The sequence below is a fragment of the Anaerococcus sp. AGMB09787 genome (assembly GCF_022808955.1).
Classification (GTDB): domain Bacteria; phylum Bacillota; class Clostridia; order Tissierellales; family Peptoniphilaceae; genus Anaerococcus.
Window position 1 is genome coordinate 1 of the sequence record NZ_JAKZEY010000025.1, and the last position, 17,621, is coordinate 17,621.

The window sequence follows — 17,621 nt, forward strand, 5'->3', positions numbered from 1 at the left end:
TTTCTTACAGAAGAGTCCTTACTATCAGTATAAGCCTTAGCTGTTTGTAAATTCTTGTCAGAATAATCTTCAAGGTCATTAGTTATATCCACCTTCATACTAGATACCTTAGTAGCTATCTTACTATCCGTTTGGGTTATAGTTGAATAATTCTCAGATATATATCTCCTAAGCTCACTATCATCATAAGCTTCGCTCTGTATCTTCTCTATACTCTCCCTCAAAGACCTTATATTAGTATCTATCTTTCCGTCAGTTACACTTATCCTATTAGATAAATCAAGCAGGGTTTCATCAACCACCTCATTTTTCTTATCTTGACTTTCTATATAGTTATCAACTAGCTCATTTTTCTTATCCTGACTTTCTATATATTCTTCTACATAGTCGGCTACACTCATAATCGTACTATCAAGATTATGATAAGTTTTCTTAAGGTTTTCTTCAGCTTTATCTATTCTAGCATTTGCATTATCAAGCCTTTGCTTAGCTTCATCAATTCTAGCATTTGCATTATCGACCCTTTCCTTAAAGGCCTTTATCTCTTCATCAGATAAATCGTACTTCTCCTTTAAATCTTGAATAACCCTATTATTCTCAAGGTCAATATCCACATTCCTCATATGAAGAGTTGACCCATCCCGATACATACTATAATCGGAAGGACTATTACCCATCAAAAATGTTCCGTCTTCCAGATTAAAGAATACCTTACCTCCACTTAAAACACCTGCTCTTATAAGGTTGGCTGTAAATCCATCTCCATCACCAAAGGTTTCATAAGCAAAGCTACCGTCAGGATTTTTATGATTGGCTATGGCAATCTTACCGCCTTTTAAGTTAATGGCTTGGGTAGGGTTGCCCTCTTTAGGAGCATTAAGAATTAATATTCCTTCACCAGGCTCGGCATAGACCCAACCTCCAGTTTCATTAAGTTCCTTATTGAACCTATCGATTACACTTTGAATATATGAGGATTTGACTCCCTTGGCTAACTTATTTAGTTCATCATTAAATCTATCCCTATCATTATCCAAAGTGGACTTTAATTTATCGTAATGCTGAAAATTATCAGACAAATCTTTTATATAATTTCCCAGCACTATACTATCATCGTCAATCTCTTCTATGGGGTTATCAGTAATAGCTATCACTCTAGTTTCAACTAAAGTGTCCATTTCCTTATCTTTTACTATAACCCTATCGCCTAGTCCTACTCCTTCACCTTCATAACCTTCATACCTTGATACATCTTCAACCTTAAGTTCATAGGTGATTTTTGGTTTGCATAATTCCTTGAGCTTATCTCTGGTCAATCTAAGAAGTTCTTCCTTATCTTCACAGTCAGGAAATTCAACTCTTCCGAATATATGCTTCCTATTTTTTCCTACTCCATACTTACGTCTTGCTTCTTCATCGGCTACATATTTCTTTCCGCCGTTTATTTCAGAGAAATCAAGCTTTCTTCCGTAACCTCCAGTAGGATCTCCGTTATCTTCTACTACTTTTTCGCCCTTACCAAAACCATATAAGGCAGTAACTAAGTCTTTAATAGAGGTGGTCTTTTTTATGCTTTGTATATCTTTGTTATATTCATATCTTTTTCCACTATTTCGCCCTATACTTTTTTTAAGGTCAATATACCTATGCTCTATCCCATTCTTACTTACATCTATCCTTACATTTATTTCAGCTCCATACTCTTCAATCATCTTCCATATAGCAGCCTTAACACTTGTTCTATACAAATTAAAAGATTTAAGCCCGAAGTAATCAACCCTTCCTACTTCAAACCTCGTACCTTCAAGTACTCTCATAAGTATAGAAGAACAAGTTTCATTTCTGGGTTTCATATCTTCTATAAAAGACCAATATAACTCACTTGTAGAGTCCTCACAAAATACTGAATATTCAACCCCCGTGTCCTTATGATTTTTAAAATAATCTATTATGATATATTCATTCCACAGGCCTTCTTTGTCCATAAAAAGAACCCTTTGACCATATTCTACTTCCCTATCTGTTTCAAATTCCAAAGTATTAAGTCCGTTGAGTTCTCTTTTTCTTACAATATTATTATATTTTAAAGACGCTATAAGCTTTTCATCCCTATCATATAACATCAGCATTCAATCACCTACCGATCATAAAGGTATCTTTCATAATATTCAAGACTTACAGGCTTTTCAGCCTTTATCCTATCTCCGGGCTTTATTTCAAAGAAATCCGAATAAGGAGAAAGTCTATCCATAGCCCTGTTGGATCCGAATTTAACTAAATGTTTTTCGCAATCTATAAGAAAATTCTGACTAGTACCGTCAAGAATTTCTATAAACTCTCCCGTTCTCATATTTGTAATCTTATTTTTATTACCCGTAAAAGTAAATATCCCCTTGGTTGAACAAGGGGTATCCATCTCTATAACCTCATCAGTAAAGTTTTTATACCTATCTATCCTATATTCACTCCTTGCCAATGGATATGGAGCTCTAAAGACAAGAGTTAAATAGGCATAGCTATTCCTATACCTTTCAAAATCTTCTATAGATACTAGGATTGCATCATACCAAGTCCTTTTACTCTTATAATTTAGTGGTCTCATTTCCTTACTATATACAAGTTCCATTAACTCATTAATCTTTTTATCAATGGTATAATCAGAAAAATTAAAAAGTCTTATAGACGCCTGTATATCCAAAGGAGCAAAACTGTTGGATTTATACAAGCTCCCGTCTGCTCCTAAAACTTTCTTTTCAATAGTACTTATCGTAGGTAAAGGGGATCTGCTTACATCTTCAATAACACCCAAATTACCCAAATCCATATTACCGAATATCAAATGATTATTAAATAAACTAACCAAGACCTACACCCCTTCTCTTCGTTTCTATATACCTGTACAACTGTCTGGCTACCTTTTCTATATCATCTTCACTTCTTATATTAAATGTATTACCAGTTATAACAATTCCTGTATCAGAGTTCCCATTGTCATTAACCTTCTTCATTGTATCAGCAAAAATATCGGCAAGCCTTTCAATAGGTAGAACTGCTTCCGCCCCTGCTTCACCTACACCCTTTATACCGTAAGGGGTATTAAACATTGTAGGCTTGGTAAAGATAGCACCTTTTTTGTACCATTCAACCCATACACTAGGTACACGTGGTGGATCCAAACTAAAACTTCCACTAATACGAGGGTGAGGTAGTACAACCCTAGGTGATGGCAAGGTGGTATTGAATATACTCTTAAGTCTATTCATCTCACCGCTTATGGTATTGACAGCACTTCTCATAGTATTAACCATATTATTCTTTAGAGAAATGAATTGATTACGGCCATTGTTGACCATAGCTTGGAAACTTGAATTAGAATTGTTTACCATATTATTTATTTGAGCCTTAACATTACTTGCAGCACTCTTAATAGCATTGATAATAGTTTTCTTTATATTCTCAAACTTACTTTTTGTATTGGTCGACAGTCTGTTAAAGCTATTGTTGAAAGTATTAACCATGTTATTAAGGCTATTAGTAACATTTCTTACCATATTATTAATACTATTCGTTACGCCCTTACCTATATTGGTAAAACTCTTAATAGCGTTACTATTTAATTTATTGAAAGAACTATTTGCATTATTTGTAAGCTCATTCAATTGTAGAGTTGCTTGATTTGTAAGGTTGGTGAATTTATCTACACCAGTCTTAGATGCACTACCTAGTTTGCTTTCAGCATCAGTATTAACAGTATCAAAACTGTTTCCAGCAGTATCATTAAGGAGCTTCAACCTACTGTCAGCATCTATGTTCATTCCATCAAACTTACCAGATGCGGTGGTATTTACAGTGCCCAGTCTATTTTCAACTATGCTGTCCATTTCACCAAACTTGCCGCCCACTGTTTTGTTTACAGTATCTAGTTTTTCTGATGTGTCGGTATTCATTCCATCAAACTTACCAGATGCAGTGGTATTTACTGTATTTAATTTCTCATCTACAGTTCCATTAACATTATCTAGCTTTTGACCAACTACGGTATTTGTCCCATCAAACTTAATACCAACGGTTCGATTTAAGAAATCAAGTCTACCGCTAGTATTTAAGTTAGCAGTATCCCACGCAGTGTTTACACTACCATTGAGTTCACCAAACTTTATATTGGCAGTTTCATTCATAAAATCAATACCGTCAGATAGATTTCTGTTCATGTTACCTACTTCTTCCGAAGCGTTGACTTGCATATCATGCCAAGCTTTACTAGAAGTACCAAACACGGTATTCATCTTCTCTTCTGTGGTTCGATTGATCTCATCCATACCTTGACCAGTAATGGTATCTAAATTTTTTAGACTCTCTCCAGCATATTTAGACATTTTTTCATCATGCCTTTTCCAGAAATCATCAACCCATTTACCAAGACCTGGTATTTTTTCTCTCATCCAATCGCCAATACCACCCCAGAAACTGGTCCAACCTTCAGACATACCTTCCCAAAATGTTTGCCACTTAGGTTTTATCTCTCCTGTTACTGTATCTATATTGTCAATAATATCTTTACCTTGTTGTTCAGCTTCTTTTACAACTTTTTCATGCTCTTCTTCAGCAGCCTTGATTGTATCATCCTTTTTTCTTTTGGCAGCTTTTATTATTTCATCTGCCATCTCATTGTTGATTGTTCCACCTTCAGCTCTTAGGTTTTCCGCTATACGTATTTGCTCATTGTATTCTTCTTCAGCATCATCTATTACTTGATCCCTCTTAGTCGCAGATTGGCTTATCATTTCAGACATCATTTCTGTAGTAATAGCTCCAGCATCATCCTTCATACGTTGTCTTATGATTGCAGTCTCTTCCTCACTTTCAGTAAGGTTGTTTATAGCAGACTCTTTCATTTGAGTTTGGATTTTAGAGATCTCTTGAAACTCTTCACCAGTTAGCTTTCTTTTTTCTTCGCTTGCAGTATTTAAGATCTCTCGAATCCTTTTTTCGCCTTCTTGAACGTCTTTTATTTGTTCGTTATAGAACTCTTCTATCTTATTTATTTTTTCAGCGTTCTCTTCTCCATTCTCAGGGTCATTAACATCCCATATAGATCCTAATGTTTCTCGAACTCTATCTCTTTGACCCTCAAGTTCTCTTACCAGGTCTTCTCCCATGCTAGAAAAGTTGCCCACTATGTTTTCAGCAGCATCCTTACTTACAGTCTCTCCTGTAGCTTTAAGATTATTAAGTGCAGCTTCAGCTTCTCTATCAAGATCCAAGTATCCTTGGACAGCTTTTTGAGTGCCTTCGCTTACATCATTACCAAATATATCAGACTCAACTGATGCCCCCCTCATGTGCTCGACCAATGCTATTAGGGCGGGTACTCCTACAGTTGTTATTAAACCAAAGACCAGTCCAGCAGGAGAGTGTATGGCAGTTAAAGCTTTGGCAAATAGTCCAGCTCCAGTATTGGCAGCAGTAAAACCTCCATTGAGTAGGGTTAAGTTTTCTGACACTTTACTTCCCCATTTAAACACTTTGCCTAGTCCACTTGCAAGCTTTCCTACAAGGGATATTCCTGGTCCTATGGCAGCCAATCCTAGTAGGGCCTTTAGTAGTCTTTCCATTGTTTCAGGTTTCATCTCATCTAGTTTAGCTACAATATTTTTCAACCATTCAACAAAAGTTTCAAGGTGAGGTATAAGTTTTTCTCCAAAGCTTATGGCAAGATCGATTACATTATTCTTTAGTGTTTTTAACCTATTACCAAAGGTCTGATTGAATATATCAACCTCTTTCTTTAAGGCCATGTCAGACTCATAAGCTTTACTTGCATCTTCTACAGCTTCGCCTAGTAGTTCATGCTTACTTGCCAGTCTTTGGACAGTATCTATTTCCCTACGACCATTTATTCCAAGGTCTTTGAATACGCCGCTAAGGTCTCCTCCACCTTTTATAACATCGTCAACTCCCTTTAGGAAAGCTTCCAAAGCTTCGACAGGATCTTTTTTCCATTTCTCGGCAAACTCTTTGGCACTCATTCCAGCAACTGATGCAAAAGTATTTAGTTTATCACTACCTTCTTCAGCTCCAATTACCAAAGCTCTTAGCTCATCTTCTGTCATTCCAATAGCGTTAGCCATCTCGCCTAGACTTGCTCCACTAGCACTTGTTCCGTTTTCTATCGCTTGGGACACATCTTCCATAGTGTATCCCGTACTTTGGAGCATCTCATTCACTCTTGCTATTTGCTCATTACTTCCTAGGGCAAAGGTATTTATCTTTTGGAGCAAGCTTGAGAATGATGTACCGCCTGCTTCAGCCTTTAGACCCACAGATGATAGGGCAGTAGCAAGACCCATAGTTTCAGCAGAGCTAAATCCAGCTATTGTTGCTTGTGCTGCAAGTCTTGTACTCATTTCAAGGATTTCTGTTTCAGTAGTAGCATAATTATTACCAAGTTCTACTATTGCAGATCCTAACCTTGATGTTTCATCAAAAGTTGCACCCGTTATATTCATAAACCTTGCAAGATCCATTGCCCCTTGTTCAGCAGTTAGATTGGTAGCAATGGTTAAGTCAGATATTGTCTTAGAGAAATCTACTATATGCTCTTTATCTACACCAAGTTGACCTGCCATCTCTCCTATTCCTGCTATCTCTTTAGCAGCTACAGGACTTTCTTTGGCTATATTTCTAAACTCTTGGCCCATTTCAGCAAGTTCTACTTGACTCATATCGGTAGTCTTACGAACTCCAGCCATAGCTTGCTCAAAATCAGTGGCTGCCTTAGTAGCCAGTCCTAGTCCACCTATTATAGGAGCAGAAATTTTCTTTGTTAAGTTAGAGCCTATTTTACTAGCACGAGAACCAAAAGCTTCAAACTTACCCGATAGGTCTTTAAACTTTTGACCCACTACATCAGCTTCAACCATAAGCTTTTTCAAATCATCAGTGGTTTGTACAACTTGTGCACTTATCTTGGCATATTCATCTTTACCAATATTACCCTTGGCAAACTCAATACTAGCTTCTTTTTGTGCTTTCTTTACTAACTCCAGCTTTTGTCTAGTCTTATCTATAGAGTCTGCCAACAGTTCTTGTTTTTGTTTTACTAAATCCAAGTTCTTAGGATCAAGTTTTAAAGCTTTATTTACAGCTCTTAGACCTTGCTCATTCTTTTTTAAGGCCCCGTCAATAGAGCTTATACTTCTTTTTAATTTCTCAAAGGCACTAAAGCTTCTTTCAACGCTTCTTATATCTTTTTCAAGATTTCTTATAGCTCTTTCAGTAGCAAAGATTTCTTCATTTAAGGCACGCACTATTTCTTTACTACCATTACCCTTACTTAGTTCATTCAATGCAGAGGATAAGGCAGCTTTTAACGCTTTAAGTTTTTTCTTGCTCTCATCTAGTTGCTCATTCATAGCCGTAAATGTTTGAGTAAACAAAGTAACATTACCAGGATCTTCTTTTAAGAGCTTTTTTAGATTTCTAACTTCTCTACTTACTCGACCTATCTTATCATAGCTATCGTTCATAGCCTTTTCAAACTTACTGGTATCAGCACCTATTTCTATGGTCATTCCGCGTATCTTCTTAGCCATAACTCACCCTCCTTTCTTTCTTCCTTTATGTATCTTTAAAAGTTATCAAAGTCAGCTTGGCTAGCATCTCTTATCTTAACTTCTTTATCATCCTTTGCCTTAATTTCATGCAGCCTATTAAAGGAAATAATGTAGTCTACAAGATTTCCCGTAGTCATTTGAGATATCATATCAAAACTCATTCCAGCTTGTAGACCACTTTGATAGAGTAGATCTATATCTACTTCTCTTCCTTCTTCCCAGTCTTCATTGTCTTTGTTGTCTGGGTAGTCGTCCATTTTTTTTTACTTCCCAATGACTCATATAGACAAGGGGCAAATTCCATCATCACGTCTATTATTGGGAAATCATCAAATTCGCTATACCATTGCATTGGTGCAGGCAATTTATTATCATAAGCCTTAGCAAAGGCCCATATCAAATTTAAGAAATCTACAATCTCAAAGTTAAATGTTTCTTGTAGGATAGCACCAAAATTATTAATCACAGCAGCAAAAGCAGCGTTATCATCTGACTTCTTCTCATCAAATGCTTCTAGTAGTGTATAGGCGTTTAGTCCTGCCATTATATCGCCTATAGCAGGCACTATTTTTACCATAGCATCATAACCAAATTGATTTTTAAAGATATAAAAAGCGGCAAGGGTGAACTTAAAAGTCACCTCTTTGCCGCCTATATTAATAGTTTTTTCCATCTATTATGCTCCTAGTCCTTCATCCTCATCAGGCAAGTCTGATTCATCATCTAAACTTGGTTCATATACACTATCATAGAACGTATCATAACCAGTATTACCTTCTTGGATTCTAGCTTTTACAAGTCTATCAGTAGATCTTGGTACAGCTTTGATACTTAGTGTTTCTGTTTGAGGTTCTTTTGATTCGGCTATTGTAGCGTGTTCATCATTTGGTCTTGACGCTACAACCTTATATAAGATGTTTCTTGTTCTCCTTGCATCACCTTGGAACTCAAAACTCATTGCAAATGGAGCTATAATATCATCTGCAGATTCCACAATTGCCCCATTCTTATCCTTCCTTTGCCCCATTATTTCGGTTAAAAATTCTTCAGTAAGTAGGGCTATTTCTAGATCTCCAGAATAACCGTTGTTAGCATACATTTGGAAGTATGGTATATCATCAGCATAGAAAGTATTTTCTTCACCCTCTATGGATAGTGATAGATTTACAGCACCAGGTAGTCTAATTGCTTTTGAAGCGTATTCAATTTCTTCGCCAGATTCATTTTCAATCTTAAATATGTGTACATTGGATAAACCAAATTTTACTTTATTTTCAGCCATAATTTATTCTCCTTTTAAATTGTATAATATATTACAAACATATCTTCACCCTCTATCGCATTGTCATAGGACTTATACCAAGGGATTTCTCTATCATCGAATTCTTTCTCTATCTTATCTTCCATTTCCTCATCTTTAACTCGGAAATAGTATTCGATACTGTAGTTATAGTCTTTATAATAGACCCTATTATCAGCTCCAAGGTTATCACTACCACGCCCTGTATATACCAAGAATGGTGGTTCTTTTTCAGTAGTTGTAGCATAACTTATTGGTAGCTCAAAGTCTTTAAATATTTCAGCAGGGTTCATTCATACCTCAACTTAAATTTTCTAGTTTACTAGCAACTATTTTTTCATAATACTTTGCCCCATCTTCTTCACTATTTTCTATATGGGGTATAGCTCTAGCACGTTTACTATGATCAAAGTTCATAACGTGTCCTCTTTCCAACAAATGTGTTAGGGTGGGGTCGGTTACATTGTGTATTACAAATCTTCCCACGCTTCCACCAATATCTTCTCTTTCTATCTTCCAACCACTGGCATATCTTCTTTTACCAACCCTACTTCTCTTTCTGTTGGCATCTCTTGGACTTCTTTGTTTGACCAAGCTTAAAGTATATTGACCAGCGTCTTCTGCTGCTTCTTCAGTACACCTTCGTACTTCACTTTTGTATTCTTCAACTATAGCCTTGAATTGTTCTTCTAACTCCATAGGCCCACCTTAAAAAAGTTTTTCTAATTGTTCTTTTATATCACTTAGAGGATTCCCTTTAAGAACTTCTACAACAACTTCTATATCATCTTTGCTAGGTGTATATGAATTTTTATAGTTTTTCCTATCACGAGCTAGAATATTAGATCCAGGTATATAAGTTCTGATGACCTTATAAAGTTCAACCTTACCTTCAACAAAGTCCCTTACATTCTCTTTTAGGTCCATAGAATTACCTACGAAGATGTATAAGGGATTGGTGTATTGGTTGGTTTTCATAGTTATAACTTTTGATGGTCTATACTCACTATCTTGGGCGAGATAGAACTCTTCACGTCCTATATCCTTTATATGACAAAAGGCTTGAGTTAAACTATCCATTTCAAAGATGTATCGTATATTTGCATACTTATCTTTTTCTTCTCTATTGGGACTTAGCATTATACATATATCGTTATAGTTCATAGCAACTCCTATCTTTGTATATAGAATGTTTTAAGTCTATACTCCAAGTGCTTACTCATACCCTCTAAGCTATCCCTATTGCTATACCTATAAGATGCCATATCCACTACAAACATAAACATATCCATAGAGTCCATATCAACCATTATGTCATGCTCATTTTCTAGCTCACTTATAACACCTTCTACTATAGCCTTGATATAGCTATCTTGAACATTATTCAAGATACCTTCTCTTTGTTTTACAAGGCTAACAGCCCTATCTATAACTTCGTTATTGTTCATTTACTATCAACCTTCTCCACCAGTTGTAGTTGTTGTTGTAGGTTTTACAAATTTAACCCTTTGAAAAGCCTTAGCATTTGCAACCTTACCATCGTATCTTCCTCTAATCTTGTAGCCGATATTCTCTTCAATCCATTGTAGTCTATCGTTAGTATCAAATGTCATTTCCTTTCTGACACCTAAGATATATTGATTGAAATCTCCAATTACAAGTTCATTATCAGGAATTACGTTTGATAGGACTATTTGAGTACCATCAGGTAGGGTATTACCCATTCCATAAACAAGTTTACCATTAGCATCTTTACCCCATGTTTCAGGGTAAATCCATTTGTATAGGGTTCTTCTATTACCAGCTACAGTAATTTTTCCCTCTGGTGCATTGTGTTGATGAGACTCTACATCAATTTCTCCGATATAAGCTAGTACATCGAGTATGCTTGATACATTCTTTGTTGATTTTACTACAGCAGTAATACCTTCTGGTTGTTTTGCACTAGATCCCTTACCATCATAGATTACCCTATCAAGTTCCTCTGCTATAGCCTTAGCAAATTCATTCATAATATAATCAGCTATTGTTATAGAGTGATGTCTATTTTCATTCACATCTTGAACAAAGGATTCACATAAGAATAAATATCCACCAAGCTTGTAATTATCAAGTTCGACAGCGTTTAGTGTACCAAGTGTTACTTCTTTTAGTGGTTCACACTTTTCGGTCCAAAACAACTTTGGTGTTCCGGCATTCATTATAATTCTAGCTTTACCAACTAGGTCTAGCTTTCTTACTACCTTGTATAAAGATCCATATTCACCAATTCTTTGGTTGATTTCGTAGTAAACATCATCAGGTACTAATAGTCCCGCATTTTCTTTTGATAAGCCTGCAAGTTCTGCTTCCCTGTTGAAATATAGGTTAACTACATCTCGGAAAAATCTCTTGTTTTCATCTCTTTCAAGTATTCTTCCAACTCTTTCTCTTGTGTTCATATTCTCTAGTATCATACTATCACCTCTCCTTTTTATATTCTGTTTTTGTGCCTTTCTTTCTTCTTCAACAACTACTTCGTTATCTTCTTCTGTTTCTTCATCGACTGTATCTTCTTCGATTTCTGATATTGATTTTTCTATATCAGATATCTCTTCTTCAAGGCTCTTTTTAGCCTTTACTTTTTCACTCTTTTCTTTTTCAAGCTCATCCACCATTTCTTCAACAGATTTTTCTGTTTCTTCATCAGTGTTTTCATCCATTTCAGAAATCGCTGCTTCTATTTCATCAGCTCTATTTTTGATAGCTTCAAGTTCTTTTTCTACTTCAGTTAGTCTATTCTTTTTTTCATCAAGTTTTTTTCTAAGCAACAGTATTCTTAAACTCATTTATACGCTCCTTTAACTTTTCAATTCTCTTTTTCTTATCTTCCTTACTTCTCTTATTTTCAAAATCTTTTTTCCTAGCAGCTATACTAGTATTTTCATAAGCGGGAAAAGCTACAACGCTAACCTCAATCAAATCACAAGCTTTAACAATAAATAAATCTCCATAGCTCCTAGACTCGTGCTCTTCTTCCCTTGGTACAAATCCAAAAGAGCATTGATCTATATCCCCTCTCTTAACCTTTTGGTATAGGGATAGAGCTTCAGGATCATCTTTATTTATAAGTATTGACCCCCATAGTCCTTTTTCATCAGATCTTAAAGTCAGCGTTTCATTCTTAACCCTACCTAAGACTTTTTCTGTATTATGTCCTATCAAGGCTCTTATATCCTTACCAAGTTCTCCATCAAAAGCATGTCTATCTATCTTTTCATAGACCCCATCCCATAGTTCTGTTTCATCATCGTAGACCACAAAGTAACCTTCAATCCTAAGATCGTCTTCACTTTGTTTATCTCTTAGACTTACACTTCCAGTTCGATATTGGATGTTTTTATCACTCATCCTCATCACCACCTTCCTTTTCTTCGTTCTTCTCTTTGCTATCTTTTAGTTTCTTTTGGTCCGCACTCTTATCTACAGGTATATAGTTTTCTAGGATGAGTAGTTCGTCAAGACCATCAATTGGCCCCATACCAATCACATCTCTAACTTCATTACCTGTTACTATTCCATGTTCGAATAGTGCCATATACATCTCTCCAAGGTTATCTAAATCATAAGATAACATTGACTTTTGGTTAAAGGTAAAGTATCGGTTATCGGCTACCAGTAGTTTTCTGCTAAACTCTTGTTCTATTGCCTTACATATAACTGCAATCTTAGTTCTTATAAAGTTGTTATATTCGTCTTTATTAAAATTTCCTACCCCCAGTAGGAAGGCTGGTACACCGACTATTGCTGCAACTGTTTTTCTATCTAATTCTAATCTATCATTAATACCTATATCATTTAAAGTTAGAGGTTCTATCTTTTCTACATCCATCAGTGAAGGTACTATCCATGGTTGACCACTCTTGACCCTATTTAGGAATCTTTTTTCAATCTTGTCCCTACCTTCTCCACTCTTCAAATTCCCTGGTAAAGAATCAACTTTTATAATCAAAGTTGGTAGCATTTGATTTTCCAAGAAATCGTGAACAGTAGATCTTGCCTGACCGAGTCCATCCATTAAGTCTTTTAGTAGTATTTCTTGCCCTTCACCTACCCACGGTTTTTTAAGCTTAGGATTGTATCTAAAGTGTAATATCTCATCGGGTTTATATACTTTCCCACTCTTATTTATTTGTATATAGTAGGTCTTGTTTTGGTCTATATCTCTATCATCATCAACTATCCTATAATCATTATGGGCGATTGGTTCTAGTTCATAAAAGTACCCACCCTTAGTATGAGGTACTATCAGGGCATTACCATATATCAGCATCTCTTGAACTATCCAGGATATTAGTAGTTGCCTATTCATCTTCTTAGAAGGTTCTATATCAATGAATTTTGACAATCCGTCCTTTATCCTTATATCACCCTTATCGGTATTCTGTTTTAAGTGAATGGTCATAGAAGATATTATTTCTGCAATCTTTTCTATTCCAGATTTTATTTCAGGGCTTTCTGCAAGACTCTTATATCCACGAGGCATGTATCCTCTATCATCACAGTCTGATAACCAATAGCCCAATCCTGCTATTTCTTCTTTATATCCGTCTACATAGACACTTTTTTTCTCATCACTTCTTTTAAAAAAATCTTTTATCGCCAATATTCATCACCTCCTATTTTTGTATCTAGGTCTTTTATTAAGTTTCTTATATTCTTCTTCACTCAACAATCTTCGCATGGCAATTTTATATTTTTTATCCCTAGGAAAAGTTCCCGAATCTATAAGATTTCTACATTTGATAGCTTCTTTCTTAGTATAAAAATGTGCGTGTTGACTATATTCTCCATTCTCCCTCTTTAGTAAGTAAGGTCTTTTCATTTGCGGATAGTATATTATCGACAATTTCATTCTTTAATCCAATCCTTCCATAACTTATCCCCTGCAAGATCATTTATAAGTCTTACTTCTGCAAACACACTAGCGTCAAACAAGTCTATTCTTAGGTTTGGTAGGATTTTTTCATATTGAATCATATCGTCTGTCTTTTCCACTCCATGGACATTTTCAACACAGTATTCGTAAGCTTGTGAATGTAAGTAGTATAGCTCACGACTTAAAGCTTTTCTTTCTATTCTTCTAAATCCTTTGGACTTGTTGATATAAAGTTGAGGTTCATCAACCATATCAAAACCTTCTTCTTTCATCATAAGATAGAATTCATCAGCAAACTTACGGTCAAAACCAATTTGTTTTATATTAAAACCCTTATCTCTCATAGTTTTAAACCATTCGACAATGTCATTGTAATTAACAACATCACTATTTGTCATTGTCAGTAATCCATCATCTTGCCAACCAAACAAAGGTATATGATCTTCGTCAGCTTTTAGATAGGCTCTAGTGATTGGGAAGAAAGCATGAGTTATTATTATGTCTACGCCCTCATAGTTTCCTACAAGTGCGCTAGCAGTTAAGTCGTGCATCTTTGAAAGATCTGCCCCACCAAACCAGTTGATATCAAGTTTAGCGAGATCCTCAAGACTCCGATCATACTTACTGTCTGATTCCCTGAACACTTCTATATTGAAATAGGACTTCAAACTTGAGGTGTATATATTTAAATCCTTAGCAAGAAACTCTTTTCTGGTTTGAGGATCATTTTCAGCTATCATAGCATCTGCTAGTATGTCTTCAGGTCTTATAGAAACCCCATAATTAGGACTTGCCATTTCATGAATTTTAGGATCAGTAAAGTCTACCGAACCGTCAGCGTTTTGATCAGCTTTAGTTATAAATACAAACTGCCTATCATTATCTATTTCATACTTTCCCGTCTTAGGATTTTTATTAATTACTTTTTGGCAATAGACCATTCTGTTATAGCAAAATGAATTCATATTATCACCTGCTGTTGTGATTCCTATTATAAGTTTATTGGTATAAGCCCTTGTTGCCTTTTTCATTCTATCGTACTTACTAGAGTTTTTATATTCGTGTAGCTCATCCATAATTATAAAGTTAGCGTTCAAGGAATCTCTATCTACCAAGGCTTCTATACTTACTGACCCTTTTTCAAAATCACGTTTGATCGAATGTTCATTATTATTATCAAGAATTTTAAAATTATCTTTTTCACCCCAAGCCTTAATATTTTTAACTATAAAATTAAAAGCTTGTAGGGCTTGTTTGATGACCGCTCCGACTATGTAGACCTGTGAATTATTGGCCATATCTAGTATTCCCAAAGCAAAAGCTAAGGCGGCCGAGAATGATGTTTTACCGTTTTTTCTAGGTATCATAATAAAAGCTTCTTGATAACGCCTATTGTTTGTTCCCTTCCAATAGAAACCAACCAGGTTATAGATTATAAACTTCTGCCAAGGTTCAAGTAGTAGACTAGTTCCAGCAAGTGGTCTTCCGTCAAGGGTTTCTCCTTGCATATGTTCAAAAAGGCTTTCTATTATCCCTATGACAAAATTAGCTTCACGTGTCTTGAAATCAAACTTAGGGTTTTTCAAATCATCTTTATACCTTTGACAGACTTGCTTAAGCTCCTTACACGCTATCTTCTTACCTGATAGAATATAATCAACATATTTATTTACTTCTTTTAAGTTTTTGTTTTCTTTCTTCGCCATACTATCACGCTTGACTTAACTTAAATAGTACTTCTTCAACCTTAGAAACTTTATCATCTTCTTGGAAACTATCTTGTTTAATTTTCTTTAATCCATTAGGTGTAAGTCCCAGATCTCTTAGGTAGGATAAGATATCCATTCTTAACTTTTCAAGGGATCTATATAAGGGATTAGTTGTAATATTTTCCCTTCCCTTAGAGTCAGTACGAACTATAGCAACCTTACTTCCAGTCTCCTCCCGTTCTTTTCGTATTTTATAATAGTCGCTAAAGAGCTTATCCAATACACTTATACTAAGAACAAAAGCATTGTCATAAGTTCCCAAGGCCTTCATACACTCTATGATAGTTTTTACTACATCATTTTCTATATGCTCTTCTACATCATGACTATTCTTTCTACTTTCGTTTAAATTGGTCAATCTATCATAACCACTCTCCTTCTTCATATTCAAATACCTTCTTTCTAAATCTTTCTTGCAAATTCTTACCATATTGGCTTATTTCATTTGTAAACCTATCATGCATCTTGTTATGAGCTTCTGTGGATAAGGATATTAGGTTATATGGATTGAAAAACAATTTGGGGTACTTATCAGCAGGGAATATATGATGAACCGTATTGGCTTCTATACTCTTGCCATATCTCTTTGAGTCTTGGCACATATAACCGTCTCTCATTAACACAGCTTCCCTCAAGCGTTTCCGTCTGCTTGTTTTATAATATTTGTCATATTTACCAACACTTCTCATTCTTTATCCTTTCCGACATTCATCCATAAGAAAAACAGCCACGTATGGCTGTTCCTCATGAGGTTATATACATTTATAATCTTGTAAAGATATTCCTTAGGAAGAAACGATGAACAATTCTTATTGATTAGCCCAAATATCAGTAAATATTAACCATATCTTTACACTCTCATTATATCGTTTCTTTCAACTAAATCGTCCCCTAATTTTCCCAAACTTACTCCCCACCATAGAGTCGTAGAGATATGTGTCTAAGTCCTTCTTGGGCTATCCTATATATCTGGCTCTTTTCATAGTGGTACTTGTGCATTAATGGTCTTAGCTTATGACCTTTATTAGGATGCCCATAAATCGTAAGGACTATTTCTTTTTCGCTATCACTCATGTCCTCCATAGCCTTATCCACCATGGATATTACCTGCATATTTATCTTATAATTATTCTCTAGCATTTCAATTTCTGCATTTATATTCAATATTAATTCTTCCTGACTCATAGCTTTTCCCTTACCTATAGACAAACCATACTTACTAATAAGATTTTTATTCTTATCCATGGATTTGAGCGTTTTTATATTTTCTTCTATTGTCTTCAAAGACTCTTTAGCATATACATATTTCTCCAACTTATCTTTTACAGCAAGTTCATAAAAACGTCTCATTTAACAACCTTTCTTGCCTACCTTCCACTTGATCCGAATCCTTTCTCTCCTCTTTTGGTATCTTTGCTTATACTTCCAGACTTCCTTAGAGCCACCCTATCTTCTAAGTGAAAGACTAGCTGGGCTATCCTATCGCCTTTTTCTACCTCATAAGGGTAACAGTTTAGGTTAGTAAGACTAACCTTAATCTCTCCCCTGTATGAACTATCTACAAGTCCTAAGTGGCACATAATGCCCTTACTTGATAGCCCTGACCTTCCTCTTACATCTGCATAGATGCCTTGGTCGAACTCTATGGATATACTTGTAGGAATTACTACAGTCTGCATTGGCTTTATAGTAACATCTTTACTTGCTTGTAGGTCATAACCATTGTCCCCTTGGTCTTTTCTCAATACATAATCGCCTTTATATATCATCACAAATACCCGATTGAATCTCTTTTATACCTTTCTTGTCCTTCTTTCATCTCTACTATTAACATTTCAATCTCCCCATTCTAAACTTATAAAAGCAGTATCAGTTTCATCTAAATAATTTACATCTATCACATCTAAAGGGGTATACTCTTGATAATCCCCATGATCATTGATTTTTACCTCAAATAAACCAAATTTCAATTCACTTTCAGGGTCAAAATCTTTAAAGTTTTCTAAAAATTCTTTTAT

The 17,621-nt window shown here is 35.3% G+C and carries 20 protein-coding genes; all 20 read right to left on the reverse strand.

Going from position 1 to position 17,621, the window contains the following annotated elements; translation table 11 throughout:
• The coding region (locus MUN42_RS06435) for a phage tail spike protein (protein ID WP_243343752.1) at positions 1-2,129 on the reverse strand (2,129 nt) is incomplete at its 3' end.
• 8 nt (positions 2,130-2,137) lie between these two features.
• Complete coding sequence (locus MUN42_RS06440; RefSeq protein WP_243343754.1) at positions 2,138-2,863, reverse strand: phage tail domain-containing protein; 726 nt, start codon at positions 2,861-2,863, stop codon at positions 2,138-2,140.
• A complete protein-coding gene (locus tag MUN42_RS06445; RefSeq protein WP_243343756.1) occupies positions 2,856-7,595 on the reverse strand; it encodes a phage tail tape measure protein in 4,740 nt (1,579 codons plus the stop codon). The genes MUN42_RS06440 and MUN42_RS06445 overlap by 8 nt, the downstream gene beginning before the upstream one ends.
• Positions 7,596-7,630: 35 nt before the next feature.
• Positions 7,631-7,873 (reverse strand): hypothetical protein, encoded by a 243-nt coding sequence (locus tag MUN42_RS06450; protein WP_243343758.1) that lies wholly within the window; start codon positions 7,871-7,873, stop codon positions 7,631-7,633.
• Positions 7,816-8,289 (reverse strand): hypothetical protein, encoded by a 474-nt coding sequence (locus MUN42_RS06455; protein WP_243343760.1) that lies wholly within the window; start codon positions 8,287-8,289, stop codon positions 7,816-7,818. The genes MUN42_RS06450 and MUN42_RS06455 overlap by 58 nt, the downstream gene beginning before the upstream one ends.
• A 3-nt stretch (positions 8,290-8,292) precedes the next feature.
• A complete protein-coding gene (locus MUN42_RS06460) occupies positions 8,293-8,898 on the reverse strand; it encodes a major tail protein (RefSeq protein ID WP_243343762.1) in 606 nt (201 codons plus the stop codon).
• 14 nt (positions 8,899-8,912) lie between these two features.
• On the reverse strand, positions 8,913-9,209 hold the full coding sequence (locus MUN42_RS06465) for a hypothetical protein (RefSeq protein ID WP_243343764.1): 297 nt from the start codon (positions 9,207-9,209) through the stop codon (positions 8,913-8,915).
• A 7-nt stretch (positions 9,210-9,216) separates the two neighbouring features.
• Positions 9,217-9,615 carry a hypothetical protein gene (locus tag MUN42_RS06470; protein WP_243343765.1) on the reverse strand — a complete coding sequence of 133 codons (399 nt, stop codon included), beginning with the start codon at positions 9,613-9,615 and terminating at the stop codon, positions 9,217-9,219.
• 9 nt (positions 9,616-9,624) lie between these two features.
• Positions 9,625-10,080 (reverse strand): hypothetical protein, encoded by a 456-nt coding sequence (locus MUN42_RS06475; RefSeq protein WP_243343766.1) that lies wholly within the window; start codon positions 10,078-10,080, stop codon positions 9,625-9,627.
• An 8-nt stretch (positions 10,081-10,088) separates the two neighbouring features.
• The gene (locus MUN42_RS06480; protein ID WP_243343767.1) at positions 10,089-10,364 is read right to left on the reverse strand and encodes a hypothetical protein; all 276 of its coding nucleotides are present in this window, start codon (positions 10,362-10,364) and stop codon (positions 10,089-10,091) included.
• A gap of 6 nt (positions 10,365-10,370) precedes the next feature.
• On the reverse strand, positions 10,371-11,744 hold the full coding sequence (locus tag MUN42_RS06485; protein ID WP_243343768.1) for a phage major capsid protein: 1,374 nt from the start codon (positions 11,742-11,744) through the stop codon (positions 10,371-10,373).
• Complete coding sequence (locus tag MUN42_RS06490) at positions 11,719-12,306, reverse strand: HK97 family phage prohead protease (protein ID WP_243343769.1); 588 nt, start codon at positions 12,304-12,306, stop codon at positions 11,719-11,721. Before MUN42_RS06490 ends, MUN42_RS06485 begins: the two co-directional genes overlap by 26 nt.
• Positions 12,299-13,561, reverse strand: a complete 1,263-nt coding sequence (locus tag MUN42_RS06495; protein ID WP_243343770.1) for a phage portal protein — start codon at positions 13,559-13,561, stop codon at positions 12,299-12,301. The genes MUN42_RS06490 and MUN42_RS06495 overlap by 8 nt, the downstream gene beginning before the upstream one ends.
• A gap of 6 nt (positions 13,562-13,567) precedes the next feature.
• Complete coding sequence (locus tag MUN42_RS06500; RefSeq protein ID WP_243343771.1) at positions 13,568-13,780, reverse strand: hypothetical protein; 213 nt, start codon at positions 13,778-13,780, stop codon at positions 13,568-13,570.
• Positions 13,781-13,806: 26 nt separating this feature from the next.
• Positions 13,807-15,540, reverse strand: coding sequence for a terminase large subunit (locus MUN42_RS06505; RefSeq protein ID WP_243343774.1), 1,734 nt, complete (start codon positions 15,538-15,540; stop codon positions 13,807-13,809).
• Positions 15,541-15,544: 4 nt separating this feature from the next.
• Positions 15,545-15,988, reverse strand: coding sequence for a P27 family phage terminase small subunit (locus MUN42_RS06510; protein WP_243343776.1), 444 nt, complete (start codon positions 15,986-15,988; stop codon positions 15,545-15,547).
• Positions 15,966-16,292, reverse strand: coding sequence for an HNH endonuclease (locus MUN42_RS06515; RefSeq protein WP_243343778.1), 327 nt, complete (start codon positions 16,290-16,292; stop codon positions 15,966-15,968). The genes MUN42_RS06510 and MUN42_RS06515 overlap by 23 nt, the downstream gene beginning before the upstream one ends.
• Positions 16,293-16,509: 217 nt before the next feature.
• Positions 16,510-16,953 (reverse strand): hypothetical protein, encoded by a 444-nt coding sequence (locus MUN42_RS06520; protein ID WP_243343779.1) that lies wholly within the window; start codon positions 16,951-16,953, stop codon positions 16,510-16,512.
• Positions 16,954-16,970: 17 nt separating this feature from the next.
• The gene (dut, locus tag MUN42_RS06525; RefSeq protein WP_243343781.1) at positions 16,971-17,372 is read right to left on the reverse strand and encodes a dUTP diphosphatase; all 402 of its coding nucleotides are present in this window, start codon (positions 17,370-17,372) and stop codon (positions 16,971-16,973) included.
• Positions 17,373-17,438: 66 nt separating this feature from the next.
• Positions 17,439-17,621, reverse strand: a 183-nt coding sequence (locus MUN42_RS06530) for a hypothetical protein (protein WP_243343783.1), incomplete at its 5' end; no start/stop codon positions are given.